Raw genomic sequence first — 17,010 nt, forward strand, 5'->3', positions numbered from 1 at the left:
TCCTCGATGCATCGCTGCGTGTGGCCGAGCCGGCACTGTTCGCATTCACCACCGTAAATGGTGGGCTCGACGAACCATCCCCGTCCTTCGTCATCGATCCCCGCGAACTCGTGCCCGTAGACGAAACCAGAGACTCCCGCCGCGACGAAACTGACATCCGTTCCGCAGATCCCTGCTGAGACGACCGACAGGCACACACCATCCCCTGATGGTTCCGGCACATCGACAGTCTGTATGCCGCCATTGTTCATGACCGCGCGCATCAAATCCTCACTTCTTCAGGTCGCGGGGCCGTGTCCCCGTGCGGCGATGTCGCCGCACGGGGACACGGTGCTTTCGGTCCTTCGGCTTAAAAGGTGTCACGCCGGGCTGCGGCGGACCGGAACACTGCGTGCAGCGGCCGACTGGGGCAGGTTCGCCGCGACGTCCGCGCGCAGGGCGGGGAGGTCCGTGTACAGCGTGGTGCCGGGGCACTCGGTGGCGAGCCAGTCACGGTGGCCGCTGATCATCTGGACGTCCTTGGTGACACCGTTGACCGGGTTGACAAAGGTGACGGCGGCCTGCGGATTGAGATTGTGGTAGGCGGACAGTCCGGCCAGAAGTTGGGTGAGCGACCGCCGGGCTGCGGCCGTGGGGGACTGATCGGTGAAGGTGCCGAGCAGGGCGATGCCGAGGTTGCCCGAGTTGTAGCCGGAGGTGTGGAAGGCGGTCACCATCTTCCCGCTCGCGTCATGGGCGGGGATGCCGTCCGTCCCCGAGTAGCGGCCCTCGTAGATGCGGCCGGACTCGTCGATCAGGAAGTGGTAGCCGATGTCACCCCAGTCGTTCACGATCGCGTGGAGGTAGTAGTACGCCCGAATGGTGGCCGCCGGGTCCGGGTCGCCATTCGCGCCCGCCGTGTGATGCACCGTCAGCGTCTGGGCCGGGTAGTAGGTCTGCGGCGAGTTCTCGGTGCCATCCGCCTTGAAGCGGAGGGACTCGTCGGCGCCCCAGCCGGCCCGGGTGATGTACTCGACGCCCGCGAACTGCCCCACGGTCGAAGCCGCAGCGACCTCCTTCGACGGCCCGTTGACCGTGTCCATGGCCGTGGACCGCACGCCGGTCGCGCCGGCCGGCAGCTGCAGCTCGTATCCGGCGGCTCCCCCGGCCGGCACCAGCACGCTCACGCTCTCCGCCGAGTCCCCGGCATCCCTGTCGGCACCGGCCCCGCAGACCGGCTGCAGCACCGTCCACGCGCCGCGGCTGCCGTCCTGCTGGATCAGCCGAATGCCCGCGCCCCGCTTGGGCCCGTTCCAGGTGACACCGACGTACTCGATGGGGAAGTCGGCCCGGACGGCCCGCGCGGCGGCACCGGTGACGGACTTCGCACGCGTACGCGGCACCCGGGCCGTCCGCACACCGGAAGCAGCCGCGGCGGGGGCGACCGCACCGAGAGCAGGGACAGCGGCGACGCCGGCCGCGACGCCGACCGCCCTGAGGACGGCACGACGGTTCAAGGAAAGCTCCTTGCGCACAACGGATTCCCTTCAACTGGGGGGAGGAGAGAGGGGAACGTGCTGCCCCGGCCCGCGGCCGCATGCCAGGCCAGGCCAGGCCACAGAGGCAGACGGGAAGCGTTCTCCCTCAGTGCTCGCTCCTTGAACGTGACGGCGACGCATACAGTTCACGAACGCTCTCAGCCGGCCGACAAGAGCAGCATCAGCTGCGCCCCGACGGCGTTCGTCGTTGCTGTCCCGCCCTGCGCCGGATCGGCACCCTCACCGCACTCGTGTGAGCAGCAGATCCCCGACTGAACGTCTACGTCCGTGACCCCGACGGCAACCTCGTGGAGCTCAGCACGTACAGGCGTGTCAGCGCCGTGGAGGAAAAGATCGCGGCACTGGGCCTGAAGCTGCCCGAGGTTGTGCCGCCGCTGGCCACGTACCAACCCGCCGTGCGCTCGGGTGCGTAAGTCTTCACTTCCGGCCAGTTGCCCATGGTCGACGGCGCGCTGCCCGTCACCGGCAAGGTCGGAGCCGAGGTCAGCGCGGAGCAGGCCAAGGAACTCGCGGCGGTCAGCGTGCTCAACGCACTCGCCGCTGTAAAGTCTGTCGTCGGTGATCTCGACAGAATTGTGCGGGTGGTGAAGGTAGTCGGTTTTGTAGCCTTTGCGCCAGACTTCACCGGCCAGCCGGGCGTCGTCAACGGCGCCAGTGAGCTGCTCGGAAAGGTGCTGGGCAACAACAGCGTACACGGCCGTTCCGCCGTCGGTGTGGCCGTGCTGCCCCTCGACGCACCGGTGGAGATCGAGGTCCAGGTCGAGGTTCGGGACCATGAGCCGTCCGGCAACTCACCCTCGCGTCCCTGGTGACGTGACCGGATCGAGGCGAGGGTGACCGTCCCGCGCGCCGGCGCAGGGAAGGTCACCTTTGCCGGGCACGACCACCGCACATCACACCTCGAGACCTCGCTTGACCAGTTGGCTCGCGATGACATTGCGCTGGATCTCGTTGGTGCCCTCACCGACGATCAGCGACGGGGCGTCACGGAAGTAGCGTCCGACGTCGAACTCGGTCGAGTAGCCGTGACCACCATGGATGCGGACGGAGTTGAGGGCGATCTGCATGGCCGTCTCGGAGGCGAACAGCTTCGCCATCCCCGCCTCCATGTCCACCCGCCGTCCGGCGTCCGCCTCTCGCGCTGCGTACAGGGTCAGCTGTCGGGCCGCCGTCAGTGAGGTCGCCATGTCTGCCAGGTAGTTGCCGATCGACTGGTGCTGCCAAATCGGCTTGCCGAACGACTCGCGTTCCTGGGCGTAGGCCAGCGCGTCCTCCAGCGCCGCCCGGCCGACCCCGAGCGCGCGGGCGGCGACCTGCAACCGCCCGGTCTCCAGGCCCTTCATCATCTGCGCGAAGCCCCGGCCCTCCCGGCCACCGAGCAAAGCGTCGGTCGGCGCCCGATGGCCCTCGAAGGACAGCTCGCAGCTCTCCACGCCTTTGTAGCCTAGCTTGGGCAGGTCACGGGAGACTGTCAGCCCCGGCCCGTGCTCGATCAGGAGGATGGAGATGCCCTTGTGGGCGGGAGCGGCCTCGGGGTCCGTCTTGCACAGCAGGGCGATCAGTTGTGAGCGGCAGGAGTTGGTGATCCACGTCTTGGTCCCGTTGACGACATAACCGTCGCCGTCCCTGCGGGCGACCGTGCGCATCGCCTGCAGATCCGAGCCGCCGCCCGGCTCCGTCAGGGCCACGGTCGCCCGGATCTCGCCGGTGGCCATCCTGGGCAGGTACCGCCGCTTCTGCTCCTCGGTACCGAAGTGGAGCAGCAACTTGGACAAACACGACCGTGTGACCTCCCATCGCGCCGGCCAGGCTCATCCATCCGCGGGCCAGCTCCTCGGTGATCAGCACATAGCAGGGGCTGGAGACAGGGGTGCCGCCGTACTCTTCGGGCACGGCGAGGCCGAAGATGCCGAGCTGCTTCATCTGCTCGATCAGGGCTTCGGGGTAGGCGTTGGCGTGTTCCAGCTCCCGGACGGCGGGTTTGACCTCCTTTCCACGAAGTCGTGCACCGTGCGGACGGTGAACCGCTCGTCCTCGGACAGGGTGTCGAGAGTGCTCATGATCTGTCGCTCCTGGAAGTCGGGCCGGCTCAGAGGACGCGGTCGGCTCGTAGGTCCTGGATCTCGGCGGGGCCGTACCCCAATTCGGTGAGAAGAGGCTCGGTGTGCTCGCCCGCGGCGGGCACGGCGCCCATACGGGGTGTCACGCCCGCCAGGTCGATCGGGGGAAGCAGGGCCGGCACCGCCAGGCCACCAGGAATCCGCACGTCCCGCCAGCGGCCACGTGCGGCGAGCACCGGGTGGGCGAGAAAGTCCTCGGATGTCGTTGACCCCGGCGTTGGCGATGGCCGCCTCGTCCAGCAGTCTCATCGCCTCGGCGCTGTCCGTCTCCGCGAAGCGCTCGGCGACGATCGCGTTGAGTTCCTCGCGGTGGCTGACGCACGCCGAGCCGGTGGCGAAGCGCGGGTCGTCGACCAGGCCCGGGGCGTCGAGGAAGCGTGCGCACAGCGTCGCCCACTCGCGCTCGGTCTGGACGGACAACAGCACCTCCTTGCCGTCGGCGCAGGTGTAGGCGCCGTAGGGGGCATGCTGCACCTGGTGCAGCCGGCCGTGACCCGGCAGATCCGCACCCTCGAGCAGGAACTCGGCGTCCCGCTCTTCGAGCAGACCCGGCTGGGGATGCGCCCCACCGAGGCCGGCTCGATCATGGCGGACCGTGCTCGGCGGGCGTTGATGGAGCTGGAACGAGCCCGCGCCGAGGTACGGCCCGCTCCCGGGGCCGTCATGGGCATCGTCAACGTCGGCCTGCTCAAAAGCACGACCGATCTGCTGGCCGAACCCCTGGTCTCCGCCCTGGCCAGGGATTACCCCGGTATCGAACTGCGCCGGATGACGGCCTACTCCGGGCACCTCCAGCGATGGCTCGACGACGGGGACTTGGACCTGACGCTGCTGTACAACCTGGACAGCACCCCGTCGCTCACCAGCCGGCCGCTGGTGGGCGAGCAGCTGTGGGTGGCCGCCCCGCCCTCCGCATGGCTGAGGGCCGATCATCCCGTGCCCTTCGCCGAGGTGGCCCGCCATCCGCTGGTCATGCCCGCCTCCGGCCATGCCCTGCGCGCACTGATCGACGCGGCTGCGGCGCGCGCGCAGGCCGACATGGATGTCGTCGTCCAGACCAACTCCATGCGGATGCAGAAACAGCTCGTACTGGCCGAACACGGCTGGACGGTGCTGCCCGGCGTCGGCATCGCGGAGAACGTCATGAACGGCTCGGTGAGCGCCGCGCCGCTCTTCCACAGCGGGCGGCGTCCGGCCGGACCTCGGGGTCGCGAGGACGATCGAACGCCACACGGCTGGCTCGGTAGCGAGTGACGTCGTCCGGTCCCGATCCCGGTCCCGTCGCCGAGCCCACGGCCGACACGGCCCGACAGCACGCCGTCACCCGCGCGCTCAGGACGGGACCGGCCCCGAAGCGTCGTCCGCGAAGGCACAGCGGCCGCGCTCCGACACGTCCGAAGGGCCGGGCCGCCCGGCTCATTCGTAGGTGGACTCCAGGTTGCTGGTCCAGAACTCCTCGAACGCCGCCTGCTCGGCCTGCAGTCCTTCCAGGTACTTGGCGACACAGGCGCTGGCGATCTCGAACGGCTGCGCCTTCAGATCGGGCATCGTCCGCAGGATGTCCATCATGCGGCTGTAACGCTGGTTGACCCTGGTACGCAGCGGGCATTGCGAACGGGACTTCTTCAACGCCGCGATCTCCGGGTCGGCGGAGATGTAGTCACGGTAGGCCAGACCGTCCTGAGCAAGCTCCCAGACCACATCACGCTCGGCTTCCATGCGCTGGATGTCCGTACCGTGCGGGTCGAGTCCGCTCAGCGCGTGCTCGAGGGTCGCGTCGATGTAGTGGGCTGGAGTGAACCGCGGCGTCGGCAGGTTCCCCGCCGTCACGACGGCCTTGTCGATGGTGATCCGATCGGCCAGTTCCTGCGCGGTCAGCCCGTAGAGCTGAACGTTGCGGTTCTGGTAGGACTCCTTCCCCGACTGGGCCACCGCGTACGACTGCAGCAGGGCGGCATAGCGCGGGGCGCGGTCCACGAGTTCGCGCAGCCGGTCGTCGCGTCGCTGGTGTGACTCCTGGGACGTGAACGGTCGGCTGGGAGTCCGCCGTGGGCGGCGCGCGGGCGTTGCGGGACGGCCCGAGGCCGACCGCCATGGCGTGGCCGACCGGTTCGCTGCGGCGTTCCACACGGCCGGAGCGGTCGCATCAGAATCGCGTGTCACCGGGGTGGCAGGACCGGCCGCTTCGCTGGGGTCGGACGAGACCGGCTGGGACGGGCCGGCGGACGTCGTCTGCGAGCGGGCGGGGGGACGTTCGGCCCTGGCTTCAGCTTCCCCGTGGCCATCCGTAGGAGCAAAGGCCACGGGAGCCGACTGCGCGGCTGCCTCGGTCAGGACATCCGGGGCCGGTGCAGGAGAGGGCACGGAGGAGCGGGACAGGACCGTCCCCTCAGCGCTCGAAGGGAGGGAGGCCGGCCGGACGGTTTCGGTGGAGGGCGACGTGGTGCCGGTGTCTTGCCTCCGTGCCGGCACAGCTGCGGCCGGGCGGGCTGTCGAAGGCTCGTCCACAGGGACGGGGTCCGCCTCAACGGGTCGCGTGTGTGCATCAACCGGCCGCACTGCGGGTGAAGTCGCCGCCTCCTGCCGGGGCTGGTCCGCCGCCTGCTGCACGGCGGGCTCCCTGGGCTGCTCCCCCTGATCGAACCGTCCGAGGTCCAGCGGAGGAAGGTCGTCGTCGGTGTCGCCTCCCCCCAGACCACCAAGATCGACCTGAGGCATCAGATAGCGCTTGGCGGCAGGGGCCTTCTTGGCTGTCTTCTTCGCGGCGGCGGGAGCCTTGGACTTCGGCGTGCGGTTCGTCATGCGGCGTCAGCTTCCTGGAGTTCTTGGTTACGGTGCCGAATGCGCTCAATGACCTGCTTGGCAACGTGGGTGTAGTCGGTGGCGATGTCGACTGCGCGCTGAGGGTCCACCAGGCGGCCGTTCTCGTCCCTGGGCCTCTCCACAGGTTCGCCCGTCTCGTCGTCGACGAGCAGACCGGCAGCGGCTTGTGCGAACTCGCCCGCAGGCATGCCGTGGTTTCGGGCCAGGTTGGCTGTGGTCTCCCCGTCTCGGATGTAGGCGTCCACGAGTACCTCACGAGTGATACCTGCCTGATCCAGCAACAAGCCGATCTTCTCACGCAGGTTGATCAACTGGCTGGTGGGCTCGTCGTTGCGTCGCTGGTACCCGAGGAAGACGAGGGACGCGATGGATACTTCGGAGTTGAGCCGCCTGATCTGCCGTACCAGGGAAGCGAGGGTTCCCAGGCCTTCGATCACCGCGTTGTCCGACCCCTTCATCGGGGCGAGGAGGTGGGTGCAGGCGGCAAGCCCGAGCCGCTGGATCATCTTGTCGCCCGGGGAGAAGTCCAGCAGGATCCAGCGGTACTTGTGTGAGATCTGAGCCAGCAGAATGGCCAGCAGCAGGTACGAAGCGACGCCGTGCTTGTCGTGCAGCTTGGTTACGGCAGTGGGGATGTCGGCGTTGTGGCTTCCGGACATCACCATATCGAGGTAAGGACGCACACCTTCGACTACCTGAAACTCTTTATCGTCCGTCAGCGCATCAACGAACGAGAGCCCGTTGTCGTCGAAGGGAAGACCTCGTACCCCGAAGTTGAGCCGACCGTTTCCGTTGCTGTCGAGCTCGATGTAAAGCACGGGCTTCGCGGGGAGTCCCTGATCGGCCCTCTCCTTCTCCGCCTGAGCGAGCACGTAGGCGAGGTTCGCCGTGACCGTGGTCTTGCCCTCCCCGCCCTTACCGATCGTGGTTCCGATGACGTTCCTCAGCCGAGGACGGAGCTGACGGACCAGCGCGTTGAGCTCATCAGGCTCGGACATGTCCGAGAACGACCTGATCACGTTGAGACGGCTTGAGAGTCCGTCAACGGCAACAAGTTCCATGAAACCTCCACCCCGAAGAGGGTAATGCGACGCTGGCAACGACCGTGCCGACACCGGGTATCTGAAGTTACGTCACTCATCACGCGAGTGCAGCCAAGACAGTACACACCGATCACTGAACGTGTCACGCGCAAAGGATCGGATCGGCGTGTCCTTGACTCGAATCGCGCGACATCCCGGTGACCGCCCGCACCCCTGGACCGGCTAGACAGGTCTTGAGATCCGTAAGTTCGAGGTCGGTTTTGAGTGAGTGAGTAGGTGAGCAACGTTTGTGATTGTGTGAAACCCCAGGTCAGAAGCATATTTTGCCTTTCCTTGGAAGTTGACGTGTTCAGAACATTAGTACCCTCAGTGAACCATCTGCTCGCATGAGGGACCACTCGTTCGAAGAGGCAGGGCTCCCGGAAGCACCCGCGACGGAGCGTCACCTTCTCCGACGGGCCGGCCGACGGCGTCCGCGGCGGCTCATCTCATCTGCTGCGGCCTCGCTTTCACCACCAACCCCGGCCTGGTAGCGACTGCGGACCGTTCTGCCGATCGCCCCGGCCGCCAAAGCCAGGTACTACCCGCGGCCATGCGGGCTACATGACCTGTCTCACGTACTGACACACGACCTTGCTCCGCCGGCTCCCGCCGACCGCCGGCAGCCGCAGGCGCGCAGAGGGGACATCCGGATGCGAGGCGGTCCGGCAGATGCGCGAGCAACTCGGCTACTTCCTGCTGCTGGCTACGGCTGGTCCAAGGCAGGGCACGGGCCAGCTCACGGCTGGGGGATGCCCCCGGTCGCACGGGGCGGGGGCCCGAACCGGACCGGGACACCGGGGAGTACAGAACGCTCACGGGCTCCTCGACCAGCGGGGGAAGGCCTGCCGCAGACGCCAAGCTCTCGTCACAGGAGAGGAGCTCTGCACGGTGCAGCGGCCAGCGGGGGTGGGCGTTCGGCAACTACAGAGAGCGTCCGAAGAACGTACTGTGCATGCCCCAGCGGGCCGTCAGGAAGTGCTCCAACTCCGATGGTTCCTCGATCAGCCCGCCGACCCGGACCACGAGCCTGCTGCGGGCACCACGGGGTCCCGGCCAACGCCGGTGGCTGGTGTAGCCACCAGTGTCGCCCTCCCGGCGGACTTCCATCTTGGACCAGACGTAGGGCAGACCGAATCCGATGCGGCCGACCACTACAGGCAGCAGCCGGGAGGCGTCCAGGGAGCGGAAGACCACGCCGCGCCGACCCTGCATGTCGACCGAGTACAGGCGGACGTTGGTCTCGGGAAAGGAACCGAGGTACGGCATACCGGGGAGGCGGAACCATCCCACCCGATGCATCCGGAAGGCGACGAGTCCGACGTACGTCACGCCGTTCAGCGTGTCCGGTCGTGTACCGGCAGGCAGCAGCGGTGCAACCACGCCGGGCTCGACGGCCCAGTGAAGAAAAGCCAGATCGAGCCAGGACTGGGTGAGCAGCGGGCGATCCTCCGTATGCGGGGGGTCGGCCGTTATCGGCTCAGGATCCATCTCCCGTGGTGACGGCATCGCGCCAGTATGTCAAAGCCGTCCCGGACCTGAGGAGGACAAGCGGCCGTAGCGACTCGATGGGGGAGGAAGCACCGGCGCCACGGGCATCCAGCACCATGGCGCCGGTCGTCCGGTCGCTGGGTTCAGTCGCTCAGTCGCTGCACAGGAGGCGGGCTGCCGGCACAGCGACTGAAGACACAGCTACTCAGCGATCCTTCGGTCGCTCCTCTACCCAGCACAAAAGCGGCAGGTCAGAGGGGTGCTGCGAGACCCGCAGCGACCGAAGCGACTCAAGTTCCGGGTATATGAAGACATTCGTGCGCGTGCGCGTGCATATATATAGGAGCCTTCAGTCGCTTCAGTCGCTGTTCTGTGTTCTGGGCATCGGCTGACCTGCGGTTTTCTGATACCGATGGGACAGCGACTGAAGAGCGCTGAGTCGCTGCCCTTCCTCTTGAGCCGCTGGGGGTTTCGCCACCGGCACGGCGCAGTGCTCGTCGGCATGTATTCCCGACCTCGCGGGGCTCATTCGCTACGCTGTGTCTGTCATTGAGTCGCTTCGGTCGCTGATAGGGGGTTGCGATGCCTGCTGAGCTGCGTTTCTCTCCTGGCGACTCACAGCAGCCTGCCCCGGAGTCTTCAGCCTCAGCCATGCTCGCCACCGCCAGATGGTGTGCACGCCGCGGCTGGCCCGTGCACCCCCTCGCCGCGGGCCGCAAGACCCCGGCGGCGAACTGCACGCACTGCCGGGCCGCTCGGCACGCTCCCGCCGAATGCCCCTGCCTTCCCGCAGGACGCTGGTGCCACGGGTTCCACGCCGCCACTCTCGACCAGCGCCGCATTTCCCAGTGGTGGGGCGCCCACCCGGAGTTCGGCGTCGGCATCGCTTGCGGCCCGGCCGGTCTGGTCGTCATCGACATCGACGCCCACCCCACCCAGCCCCCCAGCAGGGATCGCATCCTCCCCGGCATTCCCATCGCCGACCACATCGACCTCACCGGGCTCGCCAACGGCTTCCACACCCTTGCCGTACTGGCGGCCCTGCGGGGCCATCCCAGCCCCGCCGACGACCACACCGCTTTGCGGGTCCGTACGCCCTCGGGCGGCCTGCATGTCTGGTACCGGACCACGGACAACCGGCGCTGGCGCTGCTCCTCCGGCTCGAGCCAGGGGACCGCGCTGGCCTGGCAGGTCGACGTCCGCGCGCACGGCGGCTACATCATCGCCCCCGGCACGACGACCGACGCCGGCACGTACACCCCAGTGGGCGCGGTCCGTGAGCCGGCCGCCCTGCCGGTCTGGCTCGCACAGGAGCTGGAGCGCACCGGTCACCTGCCGGCCAGCATTCCCGCGCCCCGTCCGGTCCCTCCGCGCGCCCGGCAGGCCGTCCTGGCGGCGGGCGGCGGTCGCGATCGCATCCAGCGCATGCTCTCGTCCGTGCTGGCCCCGGTTGAGGCCTGCGGGAAGGTGACGGAGGGCGCCGGGTTCTCCGACGCGCTGAACCGGGCTGCCTACACCCTTGGAGGCCTTGTCGCTGCCAGCCGCCTCACCGAGGAAGAGGCCGTGCAAGCCCTGACCCAGGCTGCGGCCACCGCCCGCCCGGGTCAGGAACGCCGCGCCGCGCAGATCATCCGCAGTGGCCTGACAGCGGGCCGCAAGCGTCCCCTCCACCCGCAGGAGGGGCGCCCATGACCTCACCCCGCAACGAGACCGAGACCCTCTTCGACTTCGACCCGGAATCGGTTGCCGCGCAGATCCGCGCCCAAGCGCGTCCCGCCGCCACGTCGGCCACCGTGCCGCTGCCGGCACAGGCGGACGCCTCCCGGGTCTCTGCCGGACAGGCGACCGCCGCAGGGCTGCTTCCCGACACTCTCACCGACCGCGGCAACGCCAAGTTGTTCGTCAAGCTCTACGCCAACGATTACCGGCACGTCCCCGGAATCGGCTGGTACCGGTGGGACACCACCCGCTGGCAGATCGACGAGGACGACACCGTGCTGTGGGCAGCCGGTGACCTCGCCGAAGCCATCGCCACCCACGACCCCCGCGGCGTCTTCACCACTGTGGCTCTGCAGCAGCACCGCCGCCGTGCTCTGTCGACGACGGGTATCAACGCCATGCTCACCCAGGCCAAGTCGGCCCCGGGCATGGTCTTGAACGCCGCGCTCCTCGACGCCGATCCCTATGCGCTGTGCACTCCCGACGGAGTCGTCGACCTTCGCACCGGCCTGATGAAGACCCCCGATCCCAACAAGGACTTCCACTCGCGTTCCACCACGGTCGGTCCACAGCTCATGCCCACCCCTCGATGGGAGCGTTTCCTGACCGACGCCTTCGGCAGCGAGGCCGAGGACCGGGAGATGATCTCCTACCTGCAGTTGCTGCTGGGCTACTCCATCACCGGCGATGTCGGCGGCCAGGTCCTGCCCTTCCTGTTCGGCTCCGGCAAGAACGGCAAGTCCGTCCTGCTGGACGTGCTGATGAAACTTCTGGGCGACTACGCCGACGCGGCCCCGCCCGGCTTCCTGATGTCCCGTCCCTACGAGGGCCATCCCACGGACCTGGCCGAGCTCCACGGCCGGCGCGTCATCGTCTGCTCCGAGGTCAAACCGGGTGACAAGTTCGACGAGGCTCGCGTGAAGCTGCTCACCGGAGGGGACCGGATCAAGGCGCGCCGTATGCGGCAGGACTTCTTCAGCTTCGAACCCACCCACAAGCTCTGGCTGCTCGGCAACCACAGACCCGAAGTCGGGACCGGAGGCTTCGCGTTCTGGCGACGCATGCGGCTGATCCCGTTCGAGCGGGTGGTCCCCGACCACCGCAAGATCGACAACCTGGCGGACATCCTGGTGACCGAGGAAGGCCCCGGCATCCTGGGCTGGCTCATCGCCGGCGCACGTCGCTACCTTTCCGGCGACCGCGACCTCACCGGTCCCGAGCGGGTCCGGATCGCCACCACCGCCTACGCCGAGACCGAGGACCACACAGGCCGCTTCTACGAGGAGTGCTGCATGCTCGGCCCGGAGCTGCGTGCCGAGCAGACGGCGCTCTACTCCGCCTACAAGGCCTGGTGCCAGAATGAAGGTGCACCGGTCATGTCCTCGCGGGCGTTCGCCGCGCGCACACGGGAACTCGTAGGACTGGCCTCGCCCAAGGAGATGATCCTGTCCAATCAGCGCAAGCACTACCCGGGCATCGGACTGCTCACCGACTACGAGGGGGAAGCCTGCGGATGAGCTCCCTGATCACTGAGGACGAGATCAGCCACGAGACGGAGCTTGTGTGGTTGGAGGACATCGAACAGCTCGACTACGTCCGCCAGAGTCTGGACCGGCTGCCCACCCGTAAGGGAAGGCCCGCCTACCATCGCGACGGGCGCATGGTCGGTTATGCCCTCCTCGGCTCCACCGCCAAGGCCTCCCGCGCTTCCGGCACGTTCCGCCGCCGAGTCTTCTGGTTGCTGCCTCACGACAGGGACAGTCAGCCGGGTGGCCTGTACGCGAAGAGCGCCCCCGCGGAAGCCGTCGACCCGCGCACCCTCGCGCCCCGTGTGAAGGGTTACAAGACCGAGCGCTCCGAGGGTGGCCCGCCGTCGACCGCCATGCAACAGCTCGGCATAACACTGCCTCTGTGAGGCGTCGGGCGCCAGTCGACAGTATCCGGCCCGCCATGGGGCCGGCGGGCCGGACCGTCCCCGGGACGAGACCGGCGCACCCCCTCGGCGGGGCGCGCTCTCCAGCAGTGGCCGTTCCGATACGCCGTCCGGCCGAAGGACTGCCTCCTGGAGGGCAGCGGCTCTCTCAGGAACCGCTCACGGGGACGACTTGCGTACGACCAGTTCTGTGGGCAGTGTCAGTTGTTGCCGTGCCGCGCCGTGCTGGGTGATGTCGGTGAGGATCCGGACCATGGTGCGGCCCAGTTCCTCCACCGGCTGACGCACTGTCGTCAGGGGTGGATCGGTGAGACGAGCAAGGGGGGAGTCCTCGAACCCGACAATGGCGACATCATCGGGTATCTTTCGTTTCTGGCGGCGCAGTTCGGACAGGGCCCCGACCGCCATGAGGTCGGAGGCGACGAAGACGGCGTCCAGATCGGGGGCGCGTTCGAGAAGCGCATGCATCGCGCGGCGACCGCTCTCCTCGGTGAAGTCGCCCGCTTCGATCAGTTGCTCCCTCGCGGGAATCCCCGCTTCGTGATGCGCGTCACGCCAGCCGGCGAGTCGGCTGCGGCCGACGTCCATGTCCGGCGGTCCGGTGATCGTGGCGATCCGGGTCCTGCCGCCGCGCAGCAGGTGCCGGACCGCCTCGGTGGCTCCTCCGGTGTTGTCACAGGTCACGTAGCTCAATCGCTCATCTGCGTCGCGGCGGCCGGCCAGGACGGTGGGCAGACCCGTCTCCTCCAGTACGGCGGGCAACCGGTCGCCGGAGCGAATGGAGACCAGGAGTACGCCGTCCACGCGACGCGCTGTCACCGACTCGGTCAGCTGATCCCGCTCGGCCTGGTCGCGGACGAGCGTCAGTTGCAGCTGGGTGCGGCTCTCGGCGAGGGCCGCACTGACCCCGCGGATCAGCGCGGCGAAAAACGGTTCCGCACCCAGTCGGCTCTCGGATTCCGGGATCACCAGAGCCACCGAGTTGGTGCGGTCGGTCACCAGGCCGCGGGCCACCGAGTTGGGCACATAGTTGAGTTCCTTGATCGCGGCCAGGACCCTCGATCGCGCATCGGAACTGACCTGGTGCGAGCCGTTGACGACACGGGACACCGTCGTCCGTCCCACACCGGCCCGGGCTGCGACCGTCTTGATCGTTGGTCGGCGATTCCCAGCCATGTGCTCCGCGCTCCTCTCCCAGCAGCCGCGGCTGTGGCCGCCGCGGAGATGACCAGCAATGATTCTTGCAGACGCTGCTGTCGGCCGGGCGGCCTCCTCCCCAGGAAACCGAGCGCGACCGCTTCCGGACGGTGAAGAGTTGCGTTGGGGTTGTTGACATATCCCTTCGCTGCCGTGAGTCTTCCGTGCAGGGGTGGGTACGTTTCCACCCCAATTTGGGAACGTACCCACCCTTGAGAGTCGTAGACCTGAGGGGACGTGCCAACCCGGTCTGCAGCGCTGCTGTCACCAGAAGCAGCTTCGTCGCAAGCGGTGCGGCATCCCGCTCATGCCGGTGATCGGCACCCATGGTGTGCTGCCCAGGCTCGACGTATCGCTGCAGATCATGCTCTGGCGAGCCCGACCGGCCCGGCGGCTGCCCGCCCCACTCTTCCCCCGCGGCAGGAGTGGCCGAGGGCTGATCCGCCGCATCGGCCCGCGTGAAGCCACTGGGCCGCCACACACCGGTACGGCGTTCGCGTCGTCCGCGAACCGACCTCATATGGAAATCGAAAGGACGTACGTGGTCACCGCAGCCCAAGGGACCGGAGCCGCCTCGGACCCCGCCCGCATGTTCCCCGAGAACTTCTTCTGGGGTTCCGCGACCGCCTCCTACCAGATCGAAGGGGCCATCACCAAGGACGGCCGCGCGCCGTCCATCTGGGACACCTTTGCCAGTACCGCAGGCCGGGTCCGCAACGGCGACACCGGCGAAATAGCAACTGACCACTATCACCGCTGGCGCGAAGACGTCGCTCTCATGGCCGAACTCGGGTTGGGCGCCTACCGCTTCTCCCTCGCCTGGCCCCGGATCCAGCCCGCCGGCCGCGGACCCGGCCATCAGAAGGGACTCGACTTTTATCGGCGGCTCGTCGACGAACTGCTGGACAAGGGCATCCGGCCCGTTGCCACGCTCTACCAATGGGACCTGCCGCAGGCCCTGGAGGACGCCGGAGGCTGGCCCGATCGTGACACGGTGCAGCGGTTCGCCGATTATGCGGCTCTTGTCGCGGATGCCCTCGGTGACCGGGTCAAGACCTGGATCACACTCAATGAGCCCTGGTGCAGTGCCTTCCTCGGCTACGGCTCCGGCGTCCACGCCCCGGGCCGCGCCGAGCCGGTGGCCGCCCTGCGCGCCGCCCACCACCTGAATCTGGCTCACGGCCTGGCCGTCCAGGCGCTGCGTGACCGCATTCCCGCCGCTCAGTGCTCGGTCTCTCTCAACTTCCGCCAGGTCCGCCCGCTCACCGGCAGCGACGCCGATGCCGACGCCGCCCGTCGGATCGACGCTCTCGCCAACCGGATCTTCACCGGCCCGATGCTGAAGGGCGCATACCCGAAAGACCTGCTCGAGGACACCGCGGCACTGACCGACTGGTCGTTCGTACGTGACGGCGACCTGTGGCGGATCCATCAGCCGCTGGACTTCCTCGGCGTCAACTACTACACGCCCACCGTCGTCTCCGAGGCCGCCGACGGTGGTACCCACACCTTGGACGGGCACGGCAGGAGCTCCCACAGCCCTTGGCCGGGGGCGGATCGGGTCGCCTTCCACCAACCGCCCGGCGACACCACCGCCATGGGTTGGGCCATCGACCCGACCGGCCTGTACGACCTGCTGCGCCGGCTGGCGTCGGACTTCCCGGAGCTGCCGCTGGTCATCACGGAGAACGGCGCGGCGTTCGACGACTACGCCGACCCCTTCGGCCGCATCAATGACCCCGAGCGGATTGCTTACCTGCGCGGTCACCTGGCCGCGGTACACCAGGCGATCGACGACGGTGTGGAGGTGCGCGGCTACTTCGTTTGGTCGTTGCTGGACAACTTCGAGTGGGCGCACGGTTACAGCAAGCGCTTCGGCATCGTCTACGTGGAGTACCCGACCGGTACCCGCATTCCCAAGGCCAGCGCTCGCTGGTACGCCGAGGTGGCCCGCTCGGGTGTCTTGCCGGATGAACCCGGACCATGACGACTCCGCCTTGTCGAGGTGCTCGGAAAGTGAACCGTTTTCCCGTGGGTGCCGTTGTCAGGCGTGTGGGTGAGGTTGTCCTGTCGCCTCCCGGTTGGGCGGCCACCGGCACGCCCCCGTCAAGCCGCCATGGTCTGGTCGGCGGGTGTTACGGATCGGTCTGCCCGGGGCTGCTGCATTCGGGCAGACCTCCCTCCCCGCTCCGGGCCGCGTTCCGCCGACGCGGCCCTGAGCACCGGGACGCCTTCGCGCCGCCGTCCTCCCGCACTGTTTGACATGCGGTAGGTTGCTCCGAATAATAACCGGAGCAATGTTCCGCTTTAGGGCGGTCGGAGCCGGACGCGCCTGACCTCTCCGCTGCTGCCGCCCGGTCGGGGTCGTCGGCGGCACCAGGCCACCGGAAAGGAACCCCTCCTGATCAGCACATCCACCGACACCGCGGTCTTCGGCAAGGACGAGACGGAGCCGAAAGGGCCGACGGCCGAAGCCGACTGGACCCGGAAAGCACCTGATTGCGGCTCCCGGACTCGTCGCGGTGATTCCCTTGGCGGGTCCGTTTTCGGCCGTGCCGGGTCAACCGTGGTCCTGTGGCAGCCCGGGCGACGTGGCGATCTCCTGCTCGGCCGCTTCGATGATCATCAGGACGGCCGCGGCCGCCGCCGCGGGATCGCCGGCCGCCACGGCTTCCACGACGGCGCGGTGGGCCGGCAGCGAGGCCTCGGCGGCACCGGGGGTTTGGGTGCTGACGATGAAACGGTGTTCCAGCGCGATGTCGATCGCGCGGCCCAGCGAACCGAGAAGACGGTTGCCGCTCGCATCGAGCAGGGCGCTGTGGAAGGCGATGTCAGCCTCGATGTATCCACCGCGCCCGGATCCTCCCGCTGCGTCCTCCATGGCAGCAAAGGCGTCGGACAGGGCGCGGATCTCAGCGGGCCGGGCCCGGGCGGCCTCGGGCTCGACGATCCGGCGCAGTTCACCGGTGTCGCGCAACAAGGCCATGGGGTGCTGAGCCTGTTTCCAGCGCAGTACGTCGCGGTCCGGCTCACACCCGGCTCGGGGTTCACCCACGAGCACGGCGACATCGTACGGATCTCCAGCCCCCGGCTCGGCGCTCTCGTCA

Annotated in this window: 11 protein-coding genes and 5 pseudogenes; 6 read left to right on the plus strand and 10 right to left on the minus strand. The window is 68.1% G+C overall.

What is annotated here, in order from left to right:
- Together IE318_RS39150 and IE318_RS39155 are read right to left on the minus strand one after the other, a co-directional pair.
- Positions 1–263: pseudogene (locus IE318_RS39150) on the minus strand (Zn-dependent alcohol dehydrogenase); the annotation flags it as partial.
- Between the two features lie 96 nt (positions 264–359).
- On the minus strand, positions 360–1,496 hold the full coding sequence (locus IE318_RS39155) for a peptidoglycan recognition protein family protein (RefSeq protein WP_189907675.1): 1,137 nt from the start codon (positions 1,494–1,496) through the stop codon (positions 360–362).
- Between the two features lie 329 nt (positions 1,497–1,825).
- Between IE318_RS39155 and IE318_RS39160 the strand changes: the two are divergent.
- A pseudogene (locus IE318_RS39160) lies at positions 1,826–2,350 on the plus strand (RidA family protein).
- Between the two features lie 81 nt (positions 2,351–2,431).
- On the opposite strand, the pseudogene IE318_RS39165 reads toward IE318_RS39160, so the two are convergent.
- From IE318_RS39165 to IE318_RS46740, 3 genes and pseudogenes are all read right to left on the minus strand, one after another.
- A pseudogene (locus tag IE318_RS39165) lies at positions 2,432–3,598 on the minus strand (acyl-CoA dehydrogenase family protein).
- A gap of 29 nt (positions 3,599–3,627) precedes the next feature.
- The gene (locus tag IE318_RS46735; RefSeq protein WP_373311418.1) at positions 3,628–3,834 is read right to left on the minus strand and encodes a hypothetical protein; all 207 of its coding nucleotides are present in this window, start codon (positions 3,832–3,834) and stop codon (positions 3,628–3,630) included.
- Between the two features lie 73 nt (positions 3,835–3,907).
- Positions 3,908–4,132, minus strand: a pseudogene (locus tag IE318_RS46740) (CoA transferase); the annotation flags it as partial.
- On the opposite strand from IE318_RS46740, the gene IE318_RS39175 reads away from it, so the two are divergent.
- Positions 4,124–4,912, plus strand: a complete 789-nt coding sequence (locus IE318_RS39175) for a LysR substrate-binding domain-containing protein (RefSeq protein WP_189907676.1) — start codon at positions 4,124–4,126, stop codon at positions 4,910–4,912. The pseudogene IE318_RS46740 and the gene IE318_RS39175 sit on opposite strands and share 9 nt — an antisense overlap.
- 162 nt (positions 4,913–5,074) lie before the next feature.
- Here IE318_RS39175 and IE318_RS39180 read toward each other — a convergent pair whose 3' ends face one another.
- The 3 genes and pseudogenes from IE318_RS39180 to IE318_RS39190 all read right to left on the minus strand — a co-directional run bounded on the left by IE318_RS39180 (position 5,075) and on the right by IE318_RS39190 (position 9,072).
- Complete coding sequence (locus tag IE318_RS39180) at positions 5,075–6,460, minus strand: hypothetical protein (protein WP_189907677.1); 1,386 nt, start codon at positions 6,458–6,460, stop codon at positions 5,075–5,077.
- Positions 6,457–7,542 carry an AAA family ATPase gene (locus IE318_RS39185; protein ID WP_189907678.1) on the minus strand — a complete coding sequence of 362 codons (1,086 nt, stop codon included), beginning with the start codon at positions 7,540–7,542 and terminating at the stop codon, positions 6,457–6,459. Before IE318_RS39185 ends, IE318_RS39180 begins: the two co-directional genes overlap by 4 nt.
- A 760-nt stretch (positions 7,543–8,302) precedes the next feature.
- Positions 8,303–9,072: pseudogene (locus IE318_RS39190) on the minus strand (YqjF family protein).
- A 633-nt stretch (positions 9,073–9,705) separates the two neighbouring features.
- Between IE318_RS39190 and IE318_RS39195 the strand changes: the two are divergent.
- From IE318_RS39195 to IE318_RS39205, 3 genes are read left to right on the plus strand one after another with little or no spacing between them, the layout of a single operon-like run.
- Positions 9,706–10,746, plus strand: a complete 1,041-nt coding sequence (locus IE318_RS39195; RefSeq protein WP_229904058.1) for a bifunctional DNA primase/polymerase — start codon at positions 9,706–9,708, stop codon at positions 10,744–10,746.
- The gene (locus IE318_RS39200) at positions 10,743–12,290 is read left to right on the plus strand and encodes a DNA primase family protein (RefSeq protein ID WP_189907680.1); all 1,548 of its coding nucleotides are present in this window, start codon (positions 10,743–10,745) and stop codon (positions 12,288–12,290) included. Before IE318_RS39195 ends, IE318_RS39200 begins: the two co-directional genes overlap by 4 nt.
- Positions 12,287–12,688, plus strand: coding sequence for a DUF6009 family protein (locus tag IE318_RS39205; RefSeq protein WP_189907681.1), 402 nt, complete (start codon positions 12,287–12,289; stop codon positions 12,686–12,688). The genes IE318_RS39200 and IE318_RS39205 overlap by 4 nt, the downstream gene beginning before the upstream one ends.
- Before the next feature lie 177 nt (positions 12,689–12,865).
- On the opposite strand, the gene IE318_RS39210 is transcribed toward IE318_RS39205, so the two are convergent.
- Positions 12,866–13,882 (minus strand): LacI family DNA-binding transcriptional regulator, encoded by a 1,017-nt coding sequence (locus IE318_RS39210; RefSeq protein WP_189907682.1) that lies wholly within the window; start codon positions 13,880–13,882, stop codon positions 12,866–12,868.
- 610 nt (positions 13,883–14,492) lie between these two features.
- Between IE318_RS39210 and IE318_RS39215 the strand changes: the two genes are divergently transcribed.
- Positions 14,493–15,890, plus strand: coding sequence for a GH1 family beta-glucosidase (locus IE318_RS39215; protein ID WP_373311417.1), 1,398 nt, complete (start codon positions 14,493–14,495; stop codon positions 15,888–15,890).
- Between the two features lie 573 nt (positions 15,891–16,463).
- Here IE318_RS39215 and IE318_RS39220 read toward each other — a convergent pair.
- The coding region (locus IE318_RS39220) for a FadR/GntR family transcriptional regulator (protein WP_229904059.1) at positions 16,464–17,010 on the minus strand (547 nt) is incomplete at its 5' end.

It is taken from the genome of Streptomyces spiralis (assembly GCF_014654675.1).
GTDB lineage: Bacteria > Actinomycetota > Actinomycetes > Streptomycetales > Streptomycetaceae > Streptomyces > Streptomyces spiralis.

Excerpts from the sequence above, each read along its gene's own strand:
- IE318_RS39175 (WP_189907676.1), top strand. The coding sequence starts at position 4,124 with ATGCTGCACCTGGTGCAGCCGGCCGTGACCCGGCAGATCCGCACCCTC.
- IE318_RS39180 (WP_189907677.1), bottom strand. The coding sequence starts at position 6,460 with ATGACGAACCGCACGCCGAAGTCCAAGGCTCCCGCCGCCGCGAAGAAG.
- IE318_RS39210 (WP_189907682.1), bottom strand. The coding sequence starts at position 13,882 with ATGGCTGGGAATCGCCGACCAACGATCAAGACGGTCGCAGCCCGGGCC.
- IE318_RS39195 (WP_229904058.1), top strand. The coding sequence starts at position 9,706 with ATGCTCGCCACCGCCAGATGGTGTGCACGCCGCGGCTGGCCCGTGCAC.
- IE318_RS39215 (WP_373311417.1), top strand. The coding sequence starts at position 14,493 with ATGTTCCCCGAGAACTTCTTCTGGGGTTCCGCGACCGCCTCCTACCAG.
- IE318_RS39185 (WP_189907678.1), bottom strand. The coding sequence starts at position 7,542 with ATGGAACTTGTTGCCGTTGACGGACTCTCAAGCCGTCTCAACGTGATC.
- IE318_RS39200 (WP_189907680.1), top strand. The coding sequence starts at position 10,743 with ATGACCTCACCCCGCAACGAGACCGAGACCCTCTTCGACTTCGACCCG.
- IE318_RS39205 (WP_189907681.1), top strand. The coding sequence starts at position 12,287 with ATGAGCTCCCTGATCACTGAGGACGAGATCAGCCACGAGACGGAGCTT.